At 68.5% G+C, this 21,952-nt stretch carries 21 protein-coding genes; 16 read left to right on the top strand and 5 right to left on the bottom strand.

What is annotated here, in order from left to right:
- Positions 1–167: 167 nt before the first annotated feature.
- Both WI26_RS14015 and WI26_RS14010 read right to left on the bottom strand, forming a co-directional pair.
- Positions 168–1,013 carry a tetratricopeptide repeat protein gene (locus WI26_RS14015; protein WP_069226209.1) on the bottom strand — a complete coding sequence of 282 codons (846 nt, stop codon included), beginning with the start codon at positions 1,011–1,013 and terminating at the stop codon, positions 168–170.
- A 14-nt stretch (positions 1,014–1,027) separates the two neighbouring features.
- Positions 1,028–3,094 carry a bifunctional 2',3'-cyclic-nucleotide 2'-phosphodiesterase/3'-nucleotidase gene (locus WI26_RS14010; RefSeq protein ID WP_069226208.1) on the bottom strand — a complete coding sequence of 689 codons (2,067 nt, stop codon included), beginning with the start codon at positions 3,092–3,094 and terminating at the stop codon, positions 1,028–1,030.
- A gap of 319 nt (positions 3,095–3,413) precedes the next feature.
- Between WI26_RS14010 and WI26_RS14005 the strand changes: the two genes are divergently transcribed.
- The 10 genes from WI26_RS14005 to WI26_RS13960 all read left to right on the top strand — a co-directional run bounded on the left by WI26_RS14005 (position 3,414) and on the right by WI26_RS13960 (position 12,547).
- A complete protein-coding gene (locus WI26_RS14005; RefSeq protein WP_059465895.1) occupies positions 3,414–4,538 on the top strand; it encodes an MlaE family ABC transporter permease in 1,125 nt (374 codons plus the stop codon).
- A complete protein-coding gene (locus WI26_RS14000; RefSeq protein ID WP_060325029.1) occupies positions 4,535–5,479 on the top strand; it encodes an ABC transporter ATP-binding protein in 945 nt (314 codons plus the stop codon). Before WI26_RS14005 ends, WI26_RS14000 begins: the two co-directional genes overlap by 4 nt.
- Positions 5,480–5,506: 27 nt before the next feature.
- Entirely contained in the window at positions 5,507–6,436 is a 930-nt protein-coding gene (locus WI26_RS13995; protein ID WP_059465896.1) for an MlaD family protein, read from the top strand.
- A 95-nt stretch (positions 6,437–6,531) separates the two neighbouring features.
- On the top strand, positions 6,532–7,155 hold the full coding sequence (locus WI26_RS13990; protein WP_069226426.1) for an ABC-type transport auxiliary lipoprotein family protein: 624 nt from the start codon (positions 6,532–6,534) through the stop codon (positions 7,153–7,155).
- Between the two features lie 19 nt (positions 7,156–7,174).
- Positions 7,175–8,326: a VanZ family protein gene (locus WI26_RS13985; protein WP_069226207.1), complete on the top strand. Its 1,152-nt coding sequence runs from the start codon at positions 7,175–7,177 to the stop codon at positions 8,324–8,326.
- Between the two features lie 159 nt (positions 8,327–8,485).
- A complete protein-coding gene (locus tag WI26_RS13980; protein ID WP_011694422.1) occupies positions 8,486–8,803 on the top strand; it encodes a (2Fe-2S) ferredoxin domain-containing protein in 318 nt (105 codons plus the stop codon).
- A gap of 13 nt (positions 8,804–8,816) precedes the next feature.
- Positions 8,817–9,461, top strand: coding sequence for an alpha/beta hydrolase (locus WI26_RS13975; protein WP_059451543.1), 645 nt, complete (start codon positions 8,817–8,819; stop codon positions 9,459–9,461).
- Between the two features lie 485 nt (positions 9,462–9,946).
- On the top strand, positions 9,947–11,263 hold the full coding sequence (locus WI26_RS13970; protein WP_069226206.1) for a D-alanyl-D-alanine carboxypeptidase family protein: 1,317 nt from the start codon (positions 9,947–9,949) through the stop codon (positions 11,261–11,263).
- Between the two features lie 49 nt (positions 11,264–11,312).
- Positions 11,313–12,239 carry a D-amino acid aminotransferase gene (locus WI26_RS13965; protein WP_069226205.1) on the top strand — a complete coding sequence of 309 codons (927 nt, stop codon included), beginning with the start codon at positions 11,313–11,315 and terminating at the stop codon, positions 12,237–12,239.
- The gene (locus WI26_RS13960; RefSeq protein WP_059451540.1) at positions 12,239–12,547 is read left to right on the top strand and encodes a YbeD family protein; all 309 of its coding nucleotides are present in this window, start codon (positions 12,239–12,241) and stop codon (positions 12,545–12,547) included. The genes WI26_RS13965 and WI26_RS13960 overlap by 1 nt, the downstream gene beginning before the upstream one ends.
- Here the strand turns inward: WI26_RS13960 and WI26_RS13955 are convergent.
- Entirely contained in the window at positions 12,531–13,520 is a 990-nt protein-coding gene (locus tag WI26_RS13955) for a transcriptional regulator GcvA (protein ID WP_059465901.1), read from the bottom strand. The two genes, WI26_RS13960 and WI26_RS13955, sit on opposite strands and share 17 nt — an antisense overlap.
- A gap of 102 nt (positions 13,521–13,622) precedes the next feature.
- On the opposite strand from WI26_RS13955, the gene WI26_RS13950 reads away from it, so the two are divergent.
- The 6 genes from WI26_RS13950 to WI26_RS13925 all read left to right on the top strand — a co-directional run bounded on the left by WI26_RS13950 (position 13,623) and on the right by WI26_RS13925 (position 18,855).
- Positions 13,623–13,949 (top strand): DUF2917 domain-containing protein, encoded by a 327-nt coding sequence (locus WI26_RS13950; RefSeq protein WP_059541331.1) that lies wholly within the window; start codon positions 13,623–13,625, stop codon positions 13,947–13,949.
- Between the two features lie 83 nt (positions 13,950–14,032).
- The gene (lipB, locus tag WI26_RS13945; RefSeq protein WP_059511898.1) at positions 14,033–14,788 is read left to right on the top strand and encodes a lipoyl(octanoyl) transferase LipB; all 756 of its coding nucleotides are present in this window, start codon (positions 14,033–14,035) and stop codon (positions 14,786–14,788) included.
- Positions 14,781–15,773, top strand: coding sequence for a lipoyl synthase (gene lipA / locus WI26_RS13940; RefSeq protein WP_059465903.1), 993 nt, complete (start codon positions 14,781–14,783; stop codon positions 15,771–15,773). Before lipB ends, lipA begins: the two co-directional genes overlap by 8 nt.
- Positions 15,774–16,027: 254 nt before the next feature.
- Positions 16,028–17,044: a taurine ABC transporter substrate-binding protein gene (tauA, locus tag WI26_RS13935; protein ID WP_069226204.1), complete on the top strand. Its 1,017-nt coding sequence runs from the start codon at positions 16,028–16,030 to the stop codon at positions 17,042–17,044.
- A gap of 48 nt (positions 17,045–17,092) precedes the next feature.
- Complete coding sequence (locus WI26_RS13930; protein ID WP_069226203.1) at positions 17,093–17,890, top strand: taurine ABC transporter ATP-binding protein; 798 nt, start codon at positions 17,093–17,095, stop codon at positions 17,888–17,890.
- The gene (locus tag WI26_RS13925) at positions 17,890–18,855 is read left to right on the top strand and encodes an ABC transporter permease subunit (protein ID WP_069226202.1); all 966 of its coding nucleotides are present in this window, start codon (positions 17,890–17,892) and stop codon (positions 18,853–18,855) included. The genes WI26_RS13930 and WI26_RS13925 overlap by 1 nt, the downstream gene beginning before the upstream one ends.
- Before the next feature lie 42 nt (positions 18,856–18,897).
- Here WI26_RS13925 and ggt read toward each other — a convergent pair whose 3' ends face one another.
- Together ggt and WI26_RS13915 are read right to left on the bottom strand one after the other, a co-directional pair.
- Entirely contained in the window at positions 18,898–20,781 is a 1,884-nt protein-coding gene (ggt, locus tag WI26_RS13920; RefSeq protein ID WP_069226201.1) for a gamma-glutamyltransferase, read from the bottom strand.
- 71 nt (positions 20,782–20,852) lie between these two features.
- Positions 20,853–21,815 (bottom strand): LysR family transcriptional regulator, encoded by a 963-nt coding sequence (locus WI26_RS13915; RefSeq protein ID WP_059451532.1) that lies wholly within the window; start codon positions 21,813–21,815, stop codon positions 20,853–20,855.
- Positions 21,816–21,952: the final 137 nt, after the last annotated feature.

Here is a 21,952-nt window from a genome sequence, read left to right as displayed (position 1 = left end):
CAGCGTCTTGCCATTCAGGGCTGCGCCCTGGCGGCCCGACTCCCGACGATCCGCGCGCCGCGCATCGATTCCCGTTGCGGGCGATCGATGCGCGGCGCGTCAAGTCATGCTCGTCGCACCCAGCATCGCTCGGCCGCCGCGTTCGCGCCGGCGCCGCCGACGCACCGTCACGGCGCGACGACCGGATGCTTCAACGCATGCGCGGTCTCGATCCACTGCGCGTGGAACTCGTCCGCGTCGGCGCGCAGCCCCAGCTCGCCGTTGCGATACGCCATCGCGAGCGTCTGCACGGCTTCGGGCAACTCGTGTTCCGCCGCCCGGCGATACAGCGCGAGCGCGCGCGCTTCGTCGCGCGGCACGCCGCTGCCTTCGCGGTACGCGTTGGCGAGCATGAAGTCCGCGGCCGGGATGTCCACGCGCGACGCGATCGCGAACCAGTGCGCGGCCTGCGCCGGATCGGCCGCGATGCCGTAGCCGCTGCGATAGATCAGCCCGAGGTAATACGCGGCTGCCGGATCGCCCTGTGCGGCCGCTTCGCCGAGCAGCGTGCGGGCGCGTGCGTAGTCCTTCGGCATGTCGCCGCTGCCGAGCAGCAGCGCCTTGCCGAGCGCAAGCTGCGCACGCCGCACGGCCGGCGTGTCGGTACGGCCGTCCGCCTGCGCGGCGGTTTCGAGCCAGCCGCGCCCCTCGTCGCGCAGCCCCGGCTCGCGCGCATCGACGAGCGCGATGCCGAGCGCCGCCTGCGCGTCGCCCGAGCCGCGCCGCGCGAGGGTGCGCAACTGCGCGAGCGCGTGCGGCTCGACGGCCTGCGCGACCATCGCCTGCCATTCGTCGAGCTGGGCGGCACTCGGCGCGGGGCCGGCGGCGCGCCAGCCGGTCGCCGCGACGACGGCCGCAACGGTCACGGCCGCCGCCGCGAGCAGCGCGGCGGGCGGCAGCTTTGCGCGCAGCACGCGTCGCGCGGCGCCGGAGAAGCCGGACTCGGCCGGACGCATCGTCCGGATCGGTTGCATCGCGGGTCTCGTGTTCATTGCGTGAGGTCGATCTCGTAGATGGCGAGGTTCTTGCCCGAGCCGTCGTCGGCCGCGACCTGCGTGAGGCCGGTCAGGCCGGCTGCCGCCGCGTCGCCGAGCCGGTTCGGCGCGGACGTGAACTGCACGTGCGCGACCGAGCTCGCGAGCTTCGTGAAGCGCCAGCTGCGCTGCGCGCCGTCCGCCGCGCGCGTGATCGCGCCGCGCTTCTTGATGAACGAAATCAGCACGTCGCGGTTCGCGTCCGGCGACGCGAAGATCGTCTTGCTGCCGTCGAGGCCCGGGAAGTTGCCGCCGCCGCTCGCGCGGTAGTTGTTGGTCGCGATGATGAACTGCGCGTTCGGGTCGATCGGCGCGCCCTTGTACGTCAGGTTCCTGATCCGGCTGCCGACCGGCTGCGTGACGTCGATCTCGTAAGCGAGATCCGCGGACGTGAACATGTCGAAGTTGTAGCCGGGGAAGCTGCTGACGAGCGGCTGCACGGTCGCCTTGGCCGGATCGATCGTGTTGAAGCGCTTCGCGGCCGTCTCGAGCCAGTTCTTCACGTCGCTGCCACTCACCTTCACCGCGTACACGGTGTTCGGATACAGGTACAGGTCGGCCGCGTTGTTGATCGCGAGCGCGCCGGGCGCGACGTCGGTGTAGTCGCTGCCGCCGCCGAAGCCGCTCTTGAACGGCGCGCTGACCGACAGCACCGGCAGCGACGCGTATTGCGGCAGGTTCGCCTGCACGTAGGTCTTCACGTAGTCGGCCTGCGCCTCGTTGACGATCTGGATCGCGCCCGGATCGCCGGCGTCCGCGAAGTACGAGTTCATCCGGTAGTCGGTCGAGCCGATCGGGGTCTTCACGTAGTCGATCGTCGCCTGGTGCTCGGCGGCGATCGCGGCGGACACCGACGGATCGGCGGCGACGTAGCTCTTGTCCGCGTTCTGGATCGGCCGCGCTTCGACGGTCGTCTGCGACTTGTCGACGCTCCACGTGTTGCCGTCGAACTTCAGGCCGAGCTTGATCACGCCGAGATGCTTGCCCCAGTAATTCGCCATCACGGTCGGCACGCCGTTGACGGTGCCCTTCGCCTTGTCGACGCCCGGCAGGTTGAACTGCGCCACGGTGCTGTTCGCGTCCGGGAACACCTGGTGCGAGTGGCCGATCAGCATCGCGTCGATGCCGGGCACCTTCGACAGCCACCAGCTGCCGTTTTCCATGGTCGGCGAATACGCGGAATTGTCGAGGCCGCCGTGCGAGATCGCGACAACGAGATCGGCGCCCTTCGCGCGCATCTCCGGGATGTACTTCTCGGCCGCTTCCTTCAGGCCGGTCGTGTAGACCTTGCCGTCGAGCCAGCGCTTGTCCCAGCTCATGATCGCCGGCGGCGTGAAGCCGATGATGCCGATCTTCACCGGCGCGCTGACGGTCTTGCCGTCGGGCGTGACGGCCGTCACCGTGCGGGTCAGGATCGTGTACGGCGTGAACAGTGGCGCGTTGGTCCGCGCGCTGATCACGTTCGCGAGTACCTGCGGGAAGTTCGGGCCCGCGCACTTCTTCTGTTGCGCGGGGGCCGGCAGCCCGTCGACGTCGAACGTGTTGCCGGTCACCTGCGACAGATACGGCAGCCCGTAGTTGAACTCGTGGTTGCCGATCCCGCCGCCGTCGAATTTCGCCGCATTCATCACCTTGTAGATCGCGAGCGTCTGGTCGCAGCCGAGCGGGTTCACGAGCGCCTGATAATCCGACAGCGCGGTGCCCTGGATCGTGTCGCCATTGTCGAGCAGCAGCGTGTTCGGATACTGCGCGCGCGCCTGCGCGATCAGCGTCGACACGCGCTCGAAACCGAGCGACTTGTCGGCGGCGAGCTTGAAATAGTCGTACGACAGCACGTTGGTGTGCAGGTCGGTCGTTTCGAGCAGCGCGAGCGTGGCCGTCGTGCCGGCCGGGGCCTGGGCCTGCGTCTGCGACGATGGGGCCGTGACGTCGTCGCCGCCGCAACCGGCGAGGGCGAAGGCGAGGCTGGCGAGCGCGGCGGCGGTGCTCGCGCGGCGGCGGGTAAGCGGAGGGAGACGCATCGATTGTCCTGTTTGGTGTTCTGTTCTATGAATCGCGAGGCGCGCCACGAAATGGCGGCGCGGGCGCCGACGGCCTGACGTGCGGCGCGTGAGAGTATCGAAAGGAAACGTGACGGAAGAATGAAAGGTCGCGTGTGCCGCGCGGCGTTGCGGCGGGGAACGCCGCGCCGTGACGGGTCGGACACCGTCGACGACGCACCTCTGGCCCGGCGTCCGCGCCGGCCGCGCGCGACTGCGCGCCCCGACGGAAATCCTCACGTCGCGCCGCCGGACGGTTCGCTACAATGGCCGCTGTCATCCTTTTGCAAACAACCCGCCCTTGGACTTCGACACACCTCCCGGCCTGTCGGTCGACGCCGGCGGCCAGGGCCAGACGGTGCGCCTGACCGGCCAGTGGACCGCGCTCGCGCTCGCGCGCAATCGCGGCGAGGTCGCGCGCCGCATCGCGGGCATCGCGTCCGGGCGCGTGAACGAATGGGATTTGTCCGGCATCGAGCGGCTCGACCATGTCGGGGGCCAGGCGCTGTGGCGCGTATGGGGCCGCAAGCTGCCGGCCGGCGTCGCGCTGACCGCCACGCAGCGCACGATCTTCGAGCGGATCGAGCGTCTCGACAGCCAGCGCGAGGCGCCCGAGCGCATCGTGCGCTTCGATCCCGTCACGCGCCTCGGCCAGGCGATCTTCACGTTCGGCGAACATCTGCAGGGCGGCATCGCGATGTTCGGCCTCGTGATCCTCGATGCGCTGTCGGTGCTGCGCCGTCCGCAGACGATGCCGTGGAAGGAAACCTCGGCGAACATCTACAGCGCCGGCGCGCAGGCGCTGCCGATCACCGCGCTGGTCGCATTCCTGATCGGCATCGTGCTCAGCTATCTGTCCGCGCAGCAACTGCAGATGTTCGGCGCGAACCGCTACATCGTGAACATCCTCGGGCTGTCGGTGATTCGCGAGCTCGGGCCCGTGCTGTCGGCGATCCTCGTCGCGGGCCGCTCGGGCTCGGCGATCACCGCGCAAATCGGCGTGATGCGCGTGACCGAGGAGCTCGACGCGATGCGCGTGATGGGCATTCCGCACGGGCTGCGGCTGATCCTGCCGCGCGTGCTCGCGCTCGGCGTCGCGATGCCGCTGCTCGTGATGTGGACCAACGTCGTCGCGCTCACGGGCGGCGCGCTCGCCGCGAAATTCGTGCTCGGGATCGACGTCAACTATTTCGTGCGCTCGCTGCCGGGCGTCGTGCCGATCGCGAACCTGTACATCGGCCTCGGCAAGGGTGTCGTGTTCGGCATGCTGATCGCGCTGGTCGCATGTCATTTCGGTTTCCGGATCAAGGCGAACTCGCAGAGCCTCGGCGAAGGCACGACGACGTCGGTCGTGACGTCGATCACGGTGGTGATCCTCGCCGACGCGGTGTTCGCGATCCTGTTTCAGAACGTGGGGCTCGGATGAACGCGTCGAAAGAATCCGCGGCCGATGCCGTGCCGGCAGATGCCGCCAGCGCCCACGCGGCGGCAATCGGCGCGGGCATGGTCGGCACGCCGCCGGCGGCGGCAGCGCGCGGCGACGACCTCGTGATCGAGGTACGCAACCTGACGAAGCGCTACGGGCGCAACATCATTCATCAGAAGCTCGATTTCGACGTGCGACGTGGCGAGATCGTCGCGATCGTCGGCGGCTCGGGCTCGGGCAAGACGACGCTCGTGCGGCAGATCCTCGGCCTCGAGCGGCCGACTTCCGGCACGATCAAGGTGTTTGGAGAAGATACGTCGAAGATCGACGACGCGACCGCGCGAATGATGCGCACGCGTTCGGGAATGCTGTTCCAGCAGGGCGCGCTGTTCTCGTCGATGACGGTGTTCGACAACGTCGCGCAGCCGCTGCGCGAGCTCGGCCGCGTCCCGCCCGACCTGTTGCACGACATCGTGATGCTCAAGCTCGAGATGGTCGGGCTGCCGTGCAAGCACGCGTCGAAGATGCCGGCCGCGCTGTCGGGCGGGATGGTGAAGCGGGTCGGCATCGCGCGCGCGATCGCGCTCGAGCCGGAGTTGCTGTTCCTCGACGAGCCGACCGCCGGCCTCGACCCGCAGGCGTCCGACGAATTCGTCGAGCTGATCGCGACGCTGCACCGCACGCTCGGGCTGACCGTCGTGATGGTGACGCACGATCTCGACACGATGGTCGCGCTGTCGACGCGCGTCGCGGTGCTGGCCGATCGCAAGGTGCTGGTCGCGGCGCCGGTCGAGGAGGCCGCGAGCGTCGACCATCCGTTCATCCACGAATATTTCCTGGGGCTGCGCGGGCGCCGCGCACTCCAGGCGCTGCCGCCCGAGCGGCGCGCGAAGCTGCCGAAGGCGGCCCTCGAACCGGCGCTGTCGAGCGTCGAACTGTAGGAAAGGCAAGAAGCAAGGAACCCGCGAATGGAAAACAAATCACATGCGTTCTGGGCCGGCCTGTTCACGATCGCGCTGACGCTGGCGATCGCGGGCACCGTGTTCTGGTTCAACGTCGATCGCACCGTGCGCGTGCCGTACGACCTGCTCGCGCGCACCAACGTGACGGGCCTGTTCCCCGACGCGGCCGTGCGTTTTCGCGGGCTCGACGTCGGCAAGGTGCAGTCGATCGGCTTCGACCGCACGCATCCGGGCCAGATCCGGATCCGGATCCTCGTCGACCACGACGCGCCGATCACGCAGTCGACCTACGGCAGCCTCGGCTTCCAGGGCGTGACGGGCATCGCGTTCGTGCAGCTCGAGGACACGGGCCGCGACCTGGCGCCGCTGCCGTCGTCGCCGAAGGCGATCGCGCAGATCCCGATGCGGCCGAGCCTGTTCGACCAGATCCAGGAGCGCGGCGACGTGCTGCTGCGGCAGCTCGAACTGGCGGCGAAAAGCGCGAACGCGCTGATGTCGCCGGAAATGCGCGAGCAGCTGCGCGCGACGGCCGAAAGCCTGCAGCACGCGGCGGACGGCGCGACGACGCTGTCGAAGCAGCTCGCGCCGGCGGTGGCCGCGCTGCCGGAAACGATGCACCAGGTCGATCGCGCGATGGCGTCGGCGAACACGCTGCTGCAGCCGAACGGCCCGCTCGTGTCGAACCTGAACAAGGCCGGCTCGGCGGCCGAGCAGGTTGGCGTCGCGCTGAACGACCTGAACGCGCGGGTCCAGTACGACACGCTGCCGCGTTTCAACGCGCTGGCCGGCAGCGTCGGCGATGCATCGCGGCAATTGAAGGACGTCGCCGGCGAACTCGGCCGCAACCCGCGCAGTCTGTTGTTCGGTTCGCCCGGCGCCGCGCCCGGGCCCGGCGAGGCGGGATTCGTCTGGCCGGGGGCTGCGGCCGGGAAATGAAGCAGATCGTCAGCTCATCGAAATTGATCGTCCGGCCCGGCGCGAGACAGGGCCACGGCACCATCGAAACCGGAAACATCATGCAGGAACATGCCATGCCACGAATCCTTGATCGCGCGCTGCGTCCGGCCGCGACCGCGCTCGCGATGCTGACGCTCGTGCTCGCCGCCGGCTGTGCCGGCAACAGCGCGGCGCTGTCGAACATCCGCTACGACCTCGGGCCGGCCGCATCGGCCGTCACGGCCGGCACGGGCCCCGCGCTGAAGGTGCTCGACGTCGCCGCGCCCGACGCGCTCGATACCGACAAGTTCGTCTACCGTCTCGCGTATGCGGATGCGCAACGCATGGCCGTCTATCGCGACAGCCGCTGGACCGCGACGCCTGCGCAACTGCTCACGCAGCGGCTGCGCGGCGCGCTGTCGTCGCGCGGCGCGGTGCTCGAAGGCTCCGACGGCGTGCGTGCACCGACGCTGAAGGTCGATCTGAATGAATTCGAGCAGGTGTTCGACGGGGAATCGAAGAGCCACGGCGCGGTCACCGCGCGCGCGACGCTGATGCAGGACGGCAAGGTGCTCGGCCAGCGCACGTTCGTCGCGCGCGCGCCGTCGAGCACGCCCGATGCGGCCGGCGGCGCGCAGGCGCTCGCGGCCGCGAGCGACGAGCTCGTGTCGCAGATCGCCGCATGGGTCGGCGTGCAGGCGTACGCGGGCAACCCGTGACGCACCGCGCGCAGCTGCGATGAGCGCACCGGGCGCGTCGCGCGCGTCGTCGCTGGCGCGGCAGGCGTTCGCCGCGTACGCGGCGCTGATCGTCTATGCATCGCTGTACCCGTTCGACGGCTGGGTATCGCTCGGCATCGGGCCGTTCGACTATCTGTTCGCGCCGATGCAGCGTTATGTGACCGCGTTCGACGTGGTCACCAACGTGCTCGGCTACATGCCGTTTGGCGCCCTCGGCGTGCTGGCGCTGCATCCGCGCTGGCGCGGCGTGGCCGCGACGCTGCTCGTGGGCGGCCTCGGCGTGCTGCTGTCGGGATCGATGGAGGCGCTGCAAACCTACCTGCCGACGCGCGTCGCGTCGAATCTCGACCTCGCGGCCAATGCGCTCGGGGCGCTGCTCGGCGCGGCGCTTGCGGCGCCGGCCACCGGCGCGCTGCTCGAGCGCGGCGCGCTGCGGCGGCTGCGCTTCGCGTGGTTCGAGGCCGACAGTGCGACGCCGCTGCTGCTCGCCGGCCTGTGGCCGTTCGCGATCCTGTTTCCGTCGCCGTTCCTGTTCGGCATCGGCGACTGGCCGGCCGCGCTGTGGGAGCGCGCCGACGGGTCGATGCAGGATGCGCTGCTCGCATGGCTGCCGGCCGCGTGGCGCGTAAGCGAATGGCCCGAGCGCGTCGACGGCTGGCTGTCCGACTCCGCGTGGGAAGCCGCGCTCGGCGGGTTGATGCTGTTTGCCGCGCTGGCGATCACGTCGCTCGCGATGCGCGCCGGCGCGCCCCGCGTGCGGCTCCTGATCGCGTTCGTCGGCGCGACGCTCGCGCTGAAGGCGGCCGCAACCTTCATGCAGTCGAGGACCGGCCTCGTTGTCGTATGGGCGACGCCCGGCGCGCGGCTCGGCATCGAGCTCGGCTTCGCGGCGGCGCTGCTCGCATTGCGCGTGCCGGCCGCGTGGCGCGCGCTGCTCGCGGCGCTCGCGCTGCTGGCCGGCGTGGCGCTCGTCAACCTGCTGCCCGTCAACCCGTTCTTCGACTTCACGCTGTCGGGCTGGCGGCAGGGCCGCTACGTGCACTTCAACAGCATCGCGCGCTGGCTCGCATGGATCTGGCCCTACGCGGCGCTGATCTGGCTCGGCCAGCGGGTCGAGCACGCGTGGCTGCCGGCCGCGCGGCGGCGCTGACGCGGCGGCAGACGCAACGGGGCAGCGCCGCCGCGCCGCGCGTCGATCGCGGGCAGCCGCGCGCGCCGGTCGCTATAATCGACCGCACATCCGTTGCCACGCGCAACGCCAGTCGCCTCTCTTTCCGCCCGGCACCGCGCCGGGCCGCTCGTCACCATCATGGATTCCTACTACCAGCACCACGTCTTCTTCTGCCTGAACCAGCGCGAACCGGGCGCCGAACGCCCGAGCTGCGCGCAATGCGATGCGCAGACCATGCAGGAGTACGCGAAAAAGCGCGTGAAGGAACTCGGCCTCGCGGGGCCTGGCAAGGTGCGCATCAACAAGGCCGGCTGCCTCGACCGCTGCGAGGAAGGGCCCGTGATGGTCGTATATCCGGAAGGCACGTGGTACACGTACGTCGACCAGGCCGACATCGACGAGATCGTCGAATCGCACCTGCGCGACGGCAAGGTCGTCGACCGCCTGAAGATCTGAGCGGGCGGGCCGAATGAACGTTCATACGCAGAAGTCGCTGATTGCCGGCCCGGTCGGGCAGATCGAAATCGCGGTCGACCTGCCGGATGCCGTGCGCGAAGGCGGCGCCGCGCCGCGCGGCATCGCGCTCGTCGCGCATCCGCATCCGCTGTTCGGCGGCACGATGGACAACAAGGTCGCGCAAACGCTCGCGCGCACGCTGGTCCAGCTCGGCTACGTGGTGTACCGGTCGAACTTCCGCGGCGTCGGCGCGACCGAGGGCGTGCACGACAACGGCATCGGCGAGGCCGACGACCTGCTCGCCGTGCTCGCGCACATGCGCGCGCAGCCCGCCTATGCGGACTTGCCGCTCGTGCTCGCGGGCTTCTCGTTCGGCACCTTCGTGCTGTCGCACGTCGCGAAGCGGTTGCGCGACGCGGGCGAGACGATCGAGCGGATGGTGTTCGTCGGCACGGCCGCGAGCCGCTGGCAAGTCGCCGACGTACCCGAGAACACGCTCGTGATCCACGGCGAAACCGACGACACGGTGCCGATCGGATCGGTCTACGACTGGGCGCGGCCGCAGGAACTGCCGGTCGTCGTGATCCCCGGTGCCGAGCATTTCCTGCATCGCAAGCTGCACGTGCTGAAGCGCATCATCGTCGACGCGTGGCGTTGATCCGCTGAACCCGCCATGCGGCGCGGCTGCCGCATGCCCGCGACGTCGCCGCTCGCGCGACGTCGCGCCGCATCGCATGACGACACGAACCGCGCATGCCCGCTCCAGCGCGGCGCAACCCGGCTTGCGCGGCGCCTGCGCACGCCTTTCGCGCGGCTTCGAGCACGATTGTCCGCAGCGAAGCCGCGCTATCCTCCCGAAGCCTGTGTGTGGCCACCTGCCCATGGTTCGCGAAAACGCCGTTCGCGGCCACGTATAATGGCCGCATTTCGCGTCACCCGCGGCCCGGCCGGGCCCATGCGGTGCTCGTTTCGCCGCCTGTCCGCCCGCTCGCGACGGCCGCGAACCGAACGCGTCCGCACGAGTCCAACCGGCGCGTTTCGCGCCGTCCGACGCAGTCGGGCGAACACCGGAACGCTCGCCGCCTTGCCGTTCAACCCCTGCGCGTTTCGCGCCGCACTTTCTGCCACCAGCCTGAATCGATCATGCGTCTGTCTTCCCAAGGCCTCAAGTCCCTCGCTTCTTCCATCGCCTTCGGCACCGCCGCGCGCAACGTCGCGCTGGGCGTGATGCTGCCCGTCGCACTCGCGTCGACGATCGTCGTCGCCGAGGCGAAGCCGGCCGCCAAGACCAAGGCCGCGCATGCCGCGCCGGCCGCCGCCGCCGAGCAGTTCACCGGCGCGCCCGCGACCTTCATGCCGGGCGCGGTGCCGCCGCCCGGCGTGAACGCGCGCTCGTGGGTGCTCGTCGATGCGACGAGCAACACCGTGCTCGCATCGGGCAACGCCGACGAACGCGTCGAGCCCGCGTCGCTGACGAAGCTGATGACGGCCTACTTGGTGTTCGAGGCGCTCGACAAGAAGAAGATCTCGATGGAGCAGATCGTCACGCCGAGCGAAGCGGTGCGCCGCGTCGGCCGCGACGAATCGCGCATGTTCATCGAGGCGAACAAGCCGGTATCGGTGCACGATCTCGTATACGGGATGATCATCCAGTCGGGCAACGACGCCGCGATCGCGCTGGCCGAACTCGTCGGCGGCAGCGAAGGGCAGTTCGTCACGATGATGAACGACGAGGCGGCGCGCCTCGGCATGAAGGGCACGCACTTCGCCGACGTGAACGGCATGCCCGACCCGAACCACTACACGACGGCCGGCGACCTCGCGAAGCTGTCCGCGCACCTGATCCGCGATTTTCCGCAGTACTACAGCATCTTCTCGGAGAAGGAATTCAAGTACAACAACATCCGCCAGGGCAACCGCAATCGCCTGCTGTGGCTGGATCCGACGGTCGACGGCCTGAAGACGGGCCACACGCAAGCGGCCGGCTACTGCCTGATCGCATCGGCCAAGCGCGCGATCCCGGGTGTCGACAGCCAGCGCCGGCTCGTGTCGGTGATGATGGGCGAGCAGAAGGAAGGCGAGCGCACGCAGGACAGCATGAAGATGCTGAACTACGGCTATAGCGCGTTCGACGCGGTGCGCCTGTTCAAGGGCGGCCAGGCGATGTCGACGCCGCGCATCTACAAGGGCAAGGAAAACACCGTGCAGGTCGGCGTGAAGGGCGACCAGTGGGTGACCGTGCCGCGCGGCCTGGGCGACAAGGTCAAGCCGGAAGTCGAGGTCAACGCGCCGCTGATCGCGCCGCTCGCGGAGGGCCAGCAGGTCGGTACCGTGAAGATCGTCGCCGACGGCAAGACGCTGTCGGAGTTCCCGGTTGTCGCGCTGCAGGCGGTGCCGGAAGCGGGTATCTTCGGGCGTATCTGGGACTCGATTCTGCTGATGTTCAGCAAGAAGAAGTAAGCAACGACGGGCCTTTGTTTTTACGACTTCAACCCCATCTGGTATAGCCATGAGCCAAGCCGAATTCGAACCGATCGTCTACCTCAGCGTGTCGTCGCAGGAGGAGCTGGTGCCGCTGTCGCAAGCCCGGGTGCCGGTGCTCGACCGCGGGTTCATCTTCGGCGATGGCGTGTATGAAGTCGTCCCCGTTTATGCGCACGCCGGCGCGCACGTGCCGTTCCGGATCGACCAGCATCTGGAGCGGCTCGCGCGCAGCCTGAAGAAGATCGGCATCGACGATCCGCATGACGCGGCCGGCTGGCGCGCGCTGATCGAGCGCGTGGTCGCCGCGAACGTGCAAGGCCTCGGCGACGGCAATGCGCTCGTCTACCTGCAGGTGACACGCGGCGTTGCCAAACGCGGCCACGCGTTCCCCGCGAACGCGGTGCCGACGGTGTTCGCGATGGCGAGCCCGCTGCGCCTGCCGTCGGACGACGAGCGCGCCCGGGGCGTGCGCTGCGTGACGGCCGAGGATCGTCGCTGGCTGCATTGCGACATCAAGTCGATTTCGTTGCTTGGCAACGTGCTGATGGCGCAGCATGCGGCCGAACGCGATGCGTTCGAGACGATCCAGCTGCGCGACGACAACGTGACCGAAGGCTCGTCGTCGAACGTATGGATCGTGAAGAACGGCGAGCTGATGGCGCCGCCGCGCAGCAACAAGATCCTCGAGGGAATCCGCTACGCGCTGGTCGAGCAGCTGGCCGACGAATGCGGCATTCGGTTCGTCGCGCGCGAGATCAGCGAGGTCGAGTTGCGTTCGGCGGACGAGATCATGATCACGTCGGCGACGAAGGAAATCCTGCCTGTCACGTCGCTCGACGATCTGCCCGTGCAAGGCGGCAAGCCGGGCCCCGTGTTCGCGGCGTTGTACGACGCGTACCAGCGTGCGAAGGCGCGCGAGTTTGAACAGTTTGACCTAACCCGGAGAAAGTGATGAGCGAACCGACCAAAACCATCGAGGTTACCGGCGCGATCGACGCCAGGAAGGAGTCGCTGCTGGAGTTTCCGTGCGATTTCCCGATCAAGATCATGGGCAAGGCGCACCCGGAGTTCAAGGATACGATCTTCAAGGTCGTGGCCGTCCACGACAACGAGATCGACGTCGAGAAGATCGAGGAGCGTGCATCGAGCGGCGGCAACTACACCGGCCTCACGATCACCGTGCGCGCGACGAGCCAGGAACAGCTCGACAACATCTACCGCGCGCTGACCGGCCATCCGATGGTCAAGGTCGTGCTCTGAGCGCCGTCTTCCATCCTCCTTCCTGCGCGCACTCGGCGGGGGGCTTCCCCGCCGCGCGCCGCGCGTCCAGCTCGTCGCACAGCAGCTTGTATTCGGCGACTTCCTGAAGCAGCCAGGTTCTGAACGCCTGCACGCGCGGCGTGTTCGCGAGCGGCGGCGGACACACGAAAAAGTAGTGCCACGGGCTCTGCCCGTCGATGTCGAACAGGCGCACGAGGCGCCCGTCCAGCAGGTCGTGCACCGCGAGCGAGCGGCGCACCAGCGCGATGCCCTGACCATCGATCGCGGCCAGCAGCAGGTTCGACGAATCCTGATACAGAATCCCCCGTTTCGGCTCGGTCAGCGTATCGAGCCCGGCCGCGTCGAACCACGGCCGCCACAGCTCGTCGTCCGAGCGCAGCAGGTTGTAGTGCACGAGATCGGCGGGCGTTTGCGGCAGCTTGCCGCCGTTCAGTGTCGGCGAGCATGCCGGAAAGAACACCTCCTCGAACAACGGCTCGACGTGCAGCCCCGGATAGTGGCCGGAGCCGAAGCGGATCGCGAGGTCGACGTCGTCGCGCGCGAAATCGGTGAGCGAGTTGGTCGACTGCAGCTCGACGTCGATTTCCGGATGCCGCTCGATGAACGTGCCGATGCGCGGCGTGATGAAGCGCGCCGCGAACGACGACAGCATCGACACCACCAGCCGCCGCCCGCGGTCGCTTGCGCGCACGTCGCGCGTCGCATCGGCGATCACCATCAGCGCGGTGCGGACCTGCTGCGCGTAGCGCATGCCGGCGTCGGTCAGGCACAGCCGCTTGCCGTTGCGCGTGAACAGCTGCACGCCGAGCTCTTCCTCGAGCGCGCGAACCTGGTGGCTGACCGCGCCGTGCGTGACGTACAGCTCGTCGGCGGCGCGGGAGAAATTCTCGTGGCGGGCGGCGGCTTCGAACGCGCGAATCGCGTTCAGCGCAGGCAGCTGGCGGAGGTCCATTTGCTAATTTTCCTCACATCGACGTGAAAATTGGTCGTTTGGTCGAGTGCCTTCAAATGACTACGATTGTAGCCATCGAAGCATTTATTGGCGGAGTCGATCATGCAAGAAATTTCTTCAAGCATCACGTTCGAAATCCCGGCGGGTGAAACCGTGCCGATGAAGGTGCAACGCAGCACGCGTCTGACAGTGCAATGCGGGCCGGTGTGGGCGACGCGCAGCAACGACGTCGAAGACTATTTCCTGGTCGACGGCGAGACGCTGCGGCTGCGCCGCGGCGAGCGGCTGTGGCTCAGCGCGGAAAGCGGGCAGGGCGCGCAGGTCGCGTTCTCGGTGTCGCGGCCGGCCGCGGAGGTCGCGCGCGGCGCGCTCGCACGGCTGCGTCACCGCGTGAATGCACTGTTCCACGACGGCTGGCGCACCGTCTGACGGGCCTTTCCTCCGACGGATACGCATGATCCGTCCCCTTCCGCAGCCGGCGAGACGCATGGGTTTTCGGTAAACTACCGCCCATGTCCGTCTCGCCGGTTGCCATCGTGTCCACGCCTGTCGCTGTTTCCGAATCGCCCGCCGGGTCTCCGGTTCAGCCCGTCGCGCCGGTCACCGTGCGCTGGCGGGGCAGCGAGGCGTACGAGACGAGCTTCGACGCGATGCGCGCGTTCACCGACACGCGCACGGCCGACACCGGCGACGAAATCTGGGTCGTCGAGCATCCGCCCGTCTACACGCTCGGCCAGGCCGGCGACCCGGCCCACCTGCTGGTGGCCGACAGCGGCGTGCCGCTCGTGAAGGTCGACCGCGGCGGACAAATCACCTACCACGGCCCCGGCCAGATCGTCGTCTATTTGTTGCTGGACCTGCGCCGGCGCAAGCTGATGGTGCGCACGCTCGTGACGAAGATCGAGGAGGCCGTGATCGAAACCCTCGCGGCGTATAATCTCGCTTCGGTCCGCAAGGCGGGCGCGCCGGGAATCTACGTGGCATCCGGCGTGCACGAGGGCGCGAAGATCGCGGCCCTCGGCCTGAAGATCCGCAACGGCTGCAGCTATCACGGGCTGAGCCTGAACGTGAAGATGGATCTGAGCCCGTTTCTCGCGATCAACCCGTGCGGCTATGCCGGACTGGAAACCGTCGACATGGCGAGCCTCGAGGTTGCCGCCGACTGGAACGACGTCGCCCACACGCTGGTGGGGCGTCTGATCGCCAACCTCGACGGCGAATCCGCGGCCGCCGACAAGCCGCAGGCACTGGAACATTCGAATGACTGACGTTACCGCTTCCCCCGCACCGGCCGATTCGGCCGCGACCCCTGCCTACGATCCGACCGCCAAGCAGAAGGCGCAGGCGAAGACGGCGCGCATCCCGATCAAGGTCATTCCGATCGAGAAGCTGAAGAAGCCGGAATGGATCCGCGTGAAGGCGGCCACCGGCAGCTCGCGCTTCAACGAGATCAAGACGATCCTGCGCGAGCACAACCTGCACACCGTATGCGAGGAAGCGAGCTGCCCGAACATCGGCGAATGCTTCGGCAAGGGCACCGCGACGTTCATGATCATGGGCGACAAGTGCACGCGTCGCTGCCCGTTCTGCGACGTCGGCCACGGCCGTCCCGATCCGCTCGACGCGGACGAACCGAAGAACCTCGCGCGCACGATCGCAGCACTCAAGCTCAAGTACGTGGTGATCACGAGCGTCGACCGCGACGACCTGCGTGACGGCGGTGCGGGCCACTTCGTCGAATGCATCCGCGAAGTGCGCGAGCAGTCGCCGGAAACGCGCATCGAGATCCTGACGCCGGACTTCCGCGGCCGTCTCGACCGCGCGATCTCGATCCTGAACGCGGCGCCGCCCGACGTGATGAACCACAACCTCGAAACGGTGCCGCGCCTGTACAAGGAAGCGCGCCCGGGTTCGGACTACGCGCACTCGCTGAAGCTGCTGAAGGACTTCAAGGCGCTGCATCCGGACGTCGCGACGAAGTCGGGCCTGATGGTCGGCCTCGGCGAGACCGAAGAGGAAATCCTGCAGGTGATGCGCGACCTGCGTGCGCACGACGTCGACATGCTGACGATCGGCCAGTATCTGCAGCCGTCGGAGCACCACCTGCCGGTGCGTGCTTACGTGCATCCGGACACGTTCAAGATGTACGAGGAAGAAGCGTACAAGATGGGCTTCACGCACGCGGCCGTCGGCGCGATGGTGCGTTCGAGCTATCACGCCGATCTGCAGGCGCATGGGGCGGGGGTGGTTTGAGCGCCATTGGCCTGTTTCGCAGAAGCCATGCAGTCGAAAAAAGCCCGCAGCGATGCGGGCTTTTTCGTTGGCGCGGCCGTCGAGCGCGCGTTCGCACGACATTCGCCACCCGACCGGACGCCCGATCCAATCGAACGTGGAAAGCAAAGCTGAAACGGCATCGATAGCTTCGCAGGATAAGTTCGCTCCCGTCGCGCGCAAAGCCCGTAAAGTCGGCTCTCCAGCAGCAATGCACGCATTCGAAGGAGAGCCGCATGTCCCGTTTCAGCCTCGTTGGCCGCGCCGTCGCCGCGCTGACCGCCTTTGCCGCGCTGGGCGCGGCGCACGCCGAATCGCGTGAAGTCGTGATCGCGTACCAGGACATGGTCGTGCCGTGGCGCTACGCGCAGGCGAGCGGTGAAGTCGAAAAGGCGACCGGCTACAAGGTCACGTTCCGCAAGCTCGACAGTGGGGCCGACGTGATCCGCGCGCTCGCGTCGGGCTCCGTGCAGCTCGGCGAGGCAGGCTCCAGCCCGATCGCGGCCGGCCTGTCGCAGGGGCTCGACATCTCGCTGTTCTGGGTGCTCGACAACATCAACGACGCCGAGGCGCTCGTCGCACGCAACGGCTCGGGCGTGACCAGCGTGGCTGCGCTCAAGGGCAGGAAGATCGGCGTGCCGTTCGTGTCGACGTCGCATTTCCATACGCTCGTCGCGCTGCAGGCCGCCGGCGTGAATCCGAACGACGTGAAGATCGTCAACCTGCGCCCGCCCGAGGTCGCGGCCGCGTGGACGCGTGGCGACATCGACGCGACCTATATCTGGGATCCGGTGCTCGCGAAGGTCAAGCAGTCGGGCACCGTGCTGACGACGTCGGGGCAGGTCGCGAAGGAAAGCGGCAAGGCCACGTTCGACGGATTCGTCGTGACCCGCAAGTTCGCGCGCGAGAACCCCGAGTTCGTCGCGCGCTTCGTGAAGGTGCTTGCGTCCGCTGATGCCGATTACCGCGCGCATGCGGCCGCGTGGAAAGCCGGTTCGCCGCAGGTCGCGGCAGTGGCTAAGGTGTCCGGCGCGAACGTGCAGGACGTGCCCGCGAGCCTCGCGCTCTACGCGTTCCCGACGCCGGCCGAGCAGGCGTCGCCGGCCTGGCTCGGCGGCGGCGCGCAGTCGGGCGCCGCGAAGTCGCTCGCGGCCACCGCCGCGTTCCTGAAATCGCAGGGCACGATCCAGACGGTGCTCGCCGACTACTCGGTCGGCGTCGATCCGCAGTTCGTGCAGAAAGCCGCTCGCTGAACGCGGCGCATCAGGCGACCCAGGCCACTCATCGCGGAGCCCTCGATCATGAGCACGCTGGAAGTCCGTCAGGTATCCGTCGCCTATCCGGGCGAACGCGGTCGGCCGACGACGCAGGCGCTCGCGCGCGTCGACCTGCGCATCGATTCCGGTGAATTCGTCGTCGCGCTCGGCGCGTCGGGTTGCGGGAAGACGACGCTGCTGAATTGCATGGCCGGCTTCGTCGCGCCGACGACGGGCGACGTGCGCGTCGACGGTGTGCCGGTCGCCGGCCCCGGCGCCGATCGCGGCGTCGTATTCCAGAAATATGCGTTGCTGCCGTGGCTCGACGTGCTCGACAACGTCGCGCTCGGGCTGCGCTTCGCACGCGTGTCGAAGGCCGAGCGCGAAGCGCGCGCGCTGGAGATGCTCGCGCTCGTCGGCCTCGAGCGCCATGCGCATGCGCGCGTGTACGAACTGTCGGGCGGGATGCAGCAGCGCGTCGGCATCGCGCGCGCGCTCGCGAGCGATCCGCGCGTGCTGCTGATGGACGAGCCGATGGGCGCGCTCGACGCGATGACGCGCGGCACGATGCAGGCGCTCGTGCTCGATGTATGGGCACGCACCGGCAAGACGGTGTTCTTCATCACGCACGACGTCGAGGAGGCGCTGTTCCTCGCGACGCGTCTCGTCGTGATGACGCCCGGCCCCGGCCGCATCGCGGAAACCTTCGAGCTGCCGTTCGCGCGGCGCTACGTCGAATCGCGCGACGCGCGCGCGGTGAAGTCGGCGCCGGAATTCATCGCATGGCGTGAGCGGCTGATCGCATATCTGCATCGCGACGAGGCGCTCGGGCAGGCGGCGTGATGCACGAGTTCGCGCGGCAGGGCGCGTCCGTCGGGCGTGGCCGGATCAGTACTTTGCACAGGCAGGACGACATGAGCACGCAGGATTCGTGGCCGGCCGATCGAGCGGCCGCGCCGTTCGTGCAGGACGAGCGCAACACACAAGGGCATCGCGCGGCGCGTGCGTCGCGCGCATCGCATCGTTACCGGCTGCCGGGGCAGGGGAAGACGGCCGCGCTCAGCGCGGCGACGGTCGCGGCGCTGGCCGTGCTGTGGTGGGTGGCGACGCATCTGCAGTGGCTGCCGCCGCTGTTCCTGCCCACGCCGGAAGCGGTGTGGGCCGCGTTCGTCGACGCATGGCACGGCCGCATCCAGGGCGGCCTGCCGTTGTCCGAACATTTGTTGTGGAGCGCCGCGCGAGTGTTCGGCGCGTTCGTGTTCGCCGCTGCGATCGGCGTGCCGACGGGCATCCTGATGGGCGTCAGCCGCATCGCGCGCGGCGTGCTCGATCCGCTGCTGGAATTTTACCGGCCGCTGCCGCCGCTCGCGTACCTGCCGCTCGTCGTGATCTGGTTCGGCATCGACGAGACGGCGAAGCTGGTCGTGATCTTCCTCGCGTGCTTCGCGCCGATCGCGATGGCCGCCCGCGCGGGCGTGCGCGCGGCGACGGTCGAGCAGATCAACGCCGCGTATTCGCTCGGCGGCAGCTTCGTGCAGATCGTGCGCCACGTCGTGCTGCCGGCCGCGCTGCCGGAAATCCTCACCGGCCTGCGGATCGCGATCGGCTTCGGCTGGACGACGCTCGTCGCGGCCGAGATGGTCGCCGCGACGGCCGGGCTCGGACAGATGGTGCTCAATGCGTCGAGCTTCCTGCGCACCGATATCGTCGTGATGGGCATCCTGATCATCGGCGCGATCGCGTGGCTGTTCGATCTCGCGATGCGATGGGGCGAGCGGCGGGTGGTGCCATGGAAAGGGCGCGGGTGACGCGAAAAGAGGCGGCGCACGCGCCGCCTCTGCCAGCTATTCTCAATCCCCCATCGCGATCCCTTCGCGTCGCGGATCCGCACCGCCGAACCACACCGTCTGCCCCTGCACGTTCAGCCGCTGGATGCCCTGCAGTCCCGAATTCATCTCGACGACCTGCACGTCGTGCCCGCGCCCTTTCAGCCCGTCGACGAGGGCATCCGACACGCGGCCGCGCTCGAGCTGCGTCGGCCCGTTCATCGATCCGAAGTTCGGCAGCGCGATCGCCTGCTGCATCGTCATCCCCCAGTCCATCACGCCGATCAGCGTCTTCGCGACGTGGTTGATGATCGCGGGACCGCCGGCCGAGCCGACGATCATCGTCACCTGTTTCGTCTTCTTGTCGAACACGAGTTCCGGCGACATCGACGAGCGCGGCCGCTTGCCCGGCTGCACGCGGTTCGCGACGGGCCGGCCGTTCTCGCTCGCCACGAACGAGAAATCGGTGAGCTGGTTGTTCAGCATGAAACCGCGCACCATCAGCCGCGAACCGAACGCATCCTCGACGCTGGTCGTCATCGACAGCGCCTGGCCATAGCGGTCGACGATCGCGATGTCGGACGTCGACGGCAATTCGGGGCTGCGGTCGTCGGCCAGCGCGAGCGTCGCGCCTTGCGGCGTCCCGGCCTGAGCGACGCCCATGCTCGTGTCGCCGATCAGGCGCGCGCGCTGCGCGAGATAGGCCTTGTCGGTGAGGCTCGCCCAGCTGCCGCCCGGCAACGGCGCGAAATCGGGATCGGCGACGTAGCGCGCGCGATCCGCGAACGCGAGGCGCCCAGCCTCGCTGAACAGGTGCGCGGCGAACGGCGTCGGCTCGTAGCCGAGCTCGGTGCGCACCGGCTTCTGCGCGCCGATCTGCTGCCAGTCGGGCATCGCTTCGAGGATGCCGAGCATCTGCGCGACCGCGAGACCGCCCGACGACGGCGGCGGCATCCCGCACACCACCGAGCGCCGGTAGTCGGCGCACAGGGGCGCACGCACCTTCGCCTTGTAGCGCGCGAGATCCTGCAGCGACAGCAGGCCCGGGTTGGTCGGGTGCTTGCGCACCTTCGCGACGATGTCGCGCGCGATCGCACCGGTGTAGAACGCATTCGCGCCGCGGTCGGCGACCTGGCGCAGCACGGTCGCGAGCGCGGGGTTCTTCAGCACCGTGCCGGCCGCCTTCGGCGTGCCGTCCTTGTTGTAGAAGTACGCGCGCGCGGCCGGGTCGTTCATCAGGTACTTGTCGTTCGCGATCAGCATCGCCAGGCGCGGGCTGATCGTGAAGCCGTGCTCGGCGAGCCGGATCGCGGGCTGGAACAGCCGGTGCCACGGCAGCTTGCCGTGCGCCCGGTGCGCGGCGTCGAGCATGCGCAACACGCCCGGCGTGCCGACCGAACGGCCGCCGACGACACCTTCGTAGAAGCCCATCGGCTGGCCGGTCGGGCCGTAGAACAGGCGGTCGGTCGCAGCGGCGGGCGCGGTCTCGCGGCCGTCGTATGCCTGCGTGGTCTTGCCGTCGGAGTACAGCATGAACGCACCGCCGCCGAGCCCCGACGATTGCGGCTCGACGAGCGCGAGCACCATCTGCGTCGCGATCGCCGCGTCGATCGCGGTGCCGCCGGCCTTCAGCATGTCGTAGCCGGCCTGCGTCGCGAGCGGGTTCGCGGCCGCGATCATGAAGTGCTGCGAGGTCCAGCCCGGCTTGTCGGTCCAGCCGGACGACCGTTCCGGCGCGTGAACGCCGGGCAGCGGCACCGCGGCGCCCGACGCGGCGGCCACCGGGACGACGGCGCCCGACGGCGCGGACGGGGACGTGCAGCCGGCGCTGAACGTGACGAGCGCGACGAGCGCGAGCGTGGCGGCAAGCGTCGGGGGACGCGAATGCGGACGGATCCGGTCGAACATTGAAACCCTCGGCAACAGTGAATTCGAAGGAGGCGGCGTGTGCGCGGCACGCGCTCCGCACGGGCGGCGCGCTATTGTCGCCGCGCGGCCGGCGGGTTGTCACCCGACAGGAAACCCTGACGCATCCCGTCGGGCCCGCCCCGACCGGTCTTCCCGGCCTGTTCGAGGATGAACTCTATGAACGTCGCGGTCGCGCGCGTGTGGTGCCGGTTCGGCATGTAGAGCATGTACATGTGCGTGCCGAAGATGCTGAGCCGATACGCGTCGAGCGACGTGACGACCGTGCCGCGCCGCATGTCGTCCTGCATCACGTAGTCGGGCACGATGCCGACGCCGATCCCGGCGAGGATCGCCTGGCGCAGGAACAGGAAGTTCTCCGAAATCAGCGTGGGCTCGAGCAGCACCTCGTGGCGCTCGTCGCCGAGATACGCGGCGATCCGCAGCTGCCGCCCGAGCACCGTCGCGGTGACGACCGGCGCGGCGGCCAGCGCGCCCAGGCTTGCCGGCATCCCGTGCGCCGCCGCGAACGCGGGCGACGCGCACGCGACGTAGCGCACCGCGCCCATGTCGCGCGCGACGAGATTCTGCGGCGGCTCGGACATCACGCGGATCGCGATGTCGACTTCGTCGCGCATCAGGTCCTCCACGCGATTCTCGAACACGACGTCGAGCACGATGCCCGGATGCAGCCGCTTGAACGCGAGCAGCCAGTCCGACATCACCATCTGCCCGTAGCCGCTCGGCACCGACAGCCGCACGCGGCCCTGCAGGTCCTGGCCGAGCGTCGTCACCGATTCCTGCGCGGCGAGCAGTTCGTTGCGGATGCGCCGGCCGTGTTCGTACAGCTTCAGCCCGATCTCGGTCGGCTCGATGCGGCGTGTCGTACGGCGCACGAGCTGCTGGCCGATCGAGCGTTCGAGCTGGTTCAGCCGGTAGCTGACATTCGCGCGGCTCATCTTGAGCCGCTGCGCGGCTTTGCTCAGGTTGCCTGCATCGAGAATCTCGACGAGCAGCGTCAGCGCGTTCAGGTCCATGCCCCTGTGTCTCCCCGATCCGGCCCTTTGACGGTCCGAAACCATTCAATGTCAAGTCAGACTTGACAGCTTGTAAAGGCGTGCGGGAATTGTCAATGAATCTCGATCAATCGAGAATCGAGTCATGCCCGGCAAAC

The sequence above is a fragment of the Burkholderia diffusa genome, assembly GCF_001718315.1.
Classification (GTDB): domain Bacteria; phylum Pseudomonadota; class Gammaproteobacteria; order Burkholderiales; family Burkholderiaceae; genus Burkholderia; species Burkholderia diffusa_B.
Note: the sequence above shows the minus strand (reverse complement) of the source record. Positions and strands in the feature narration are given on the sequence as shown.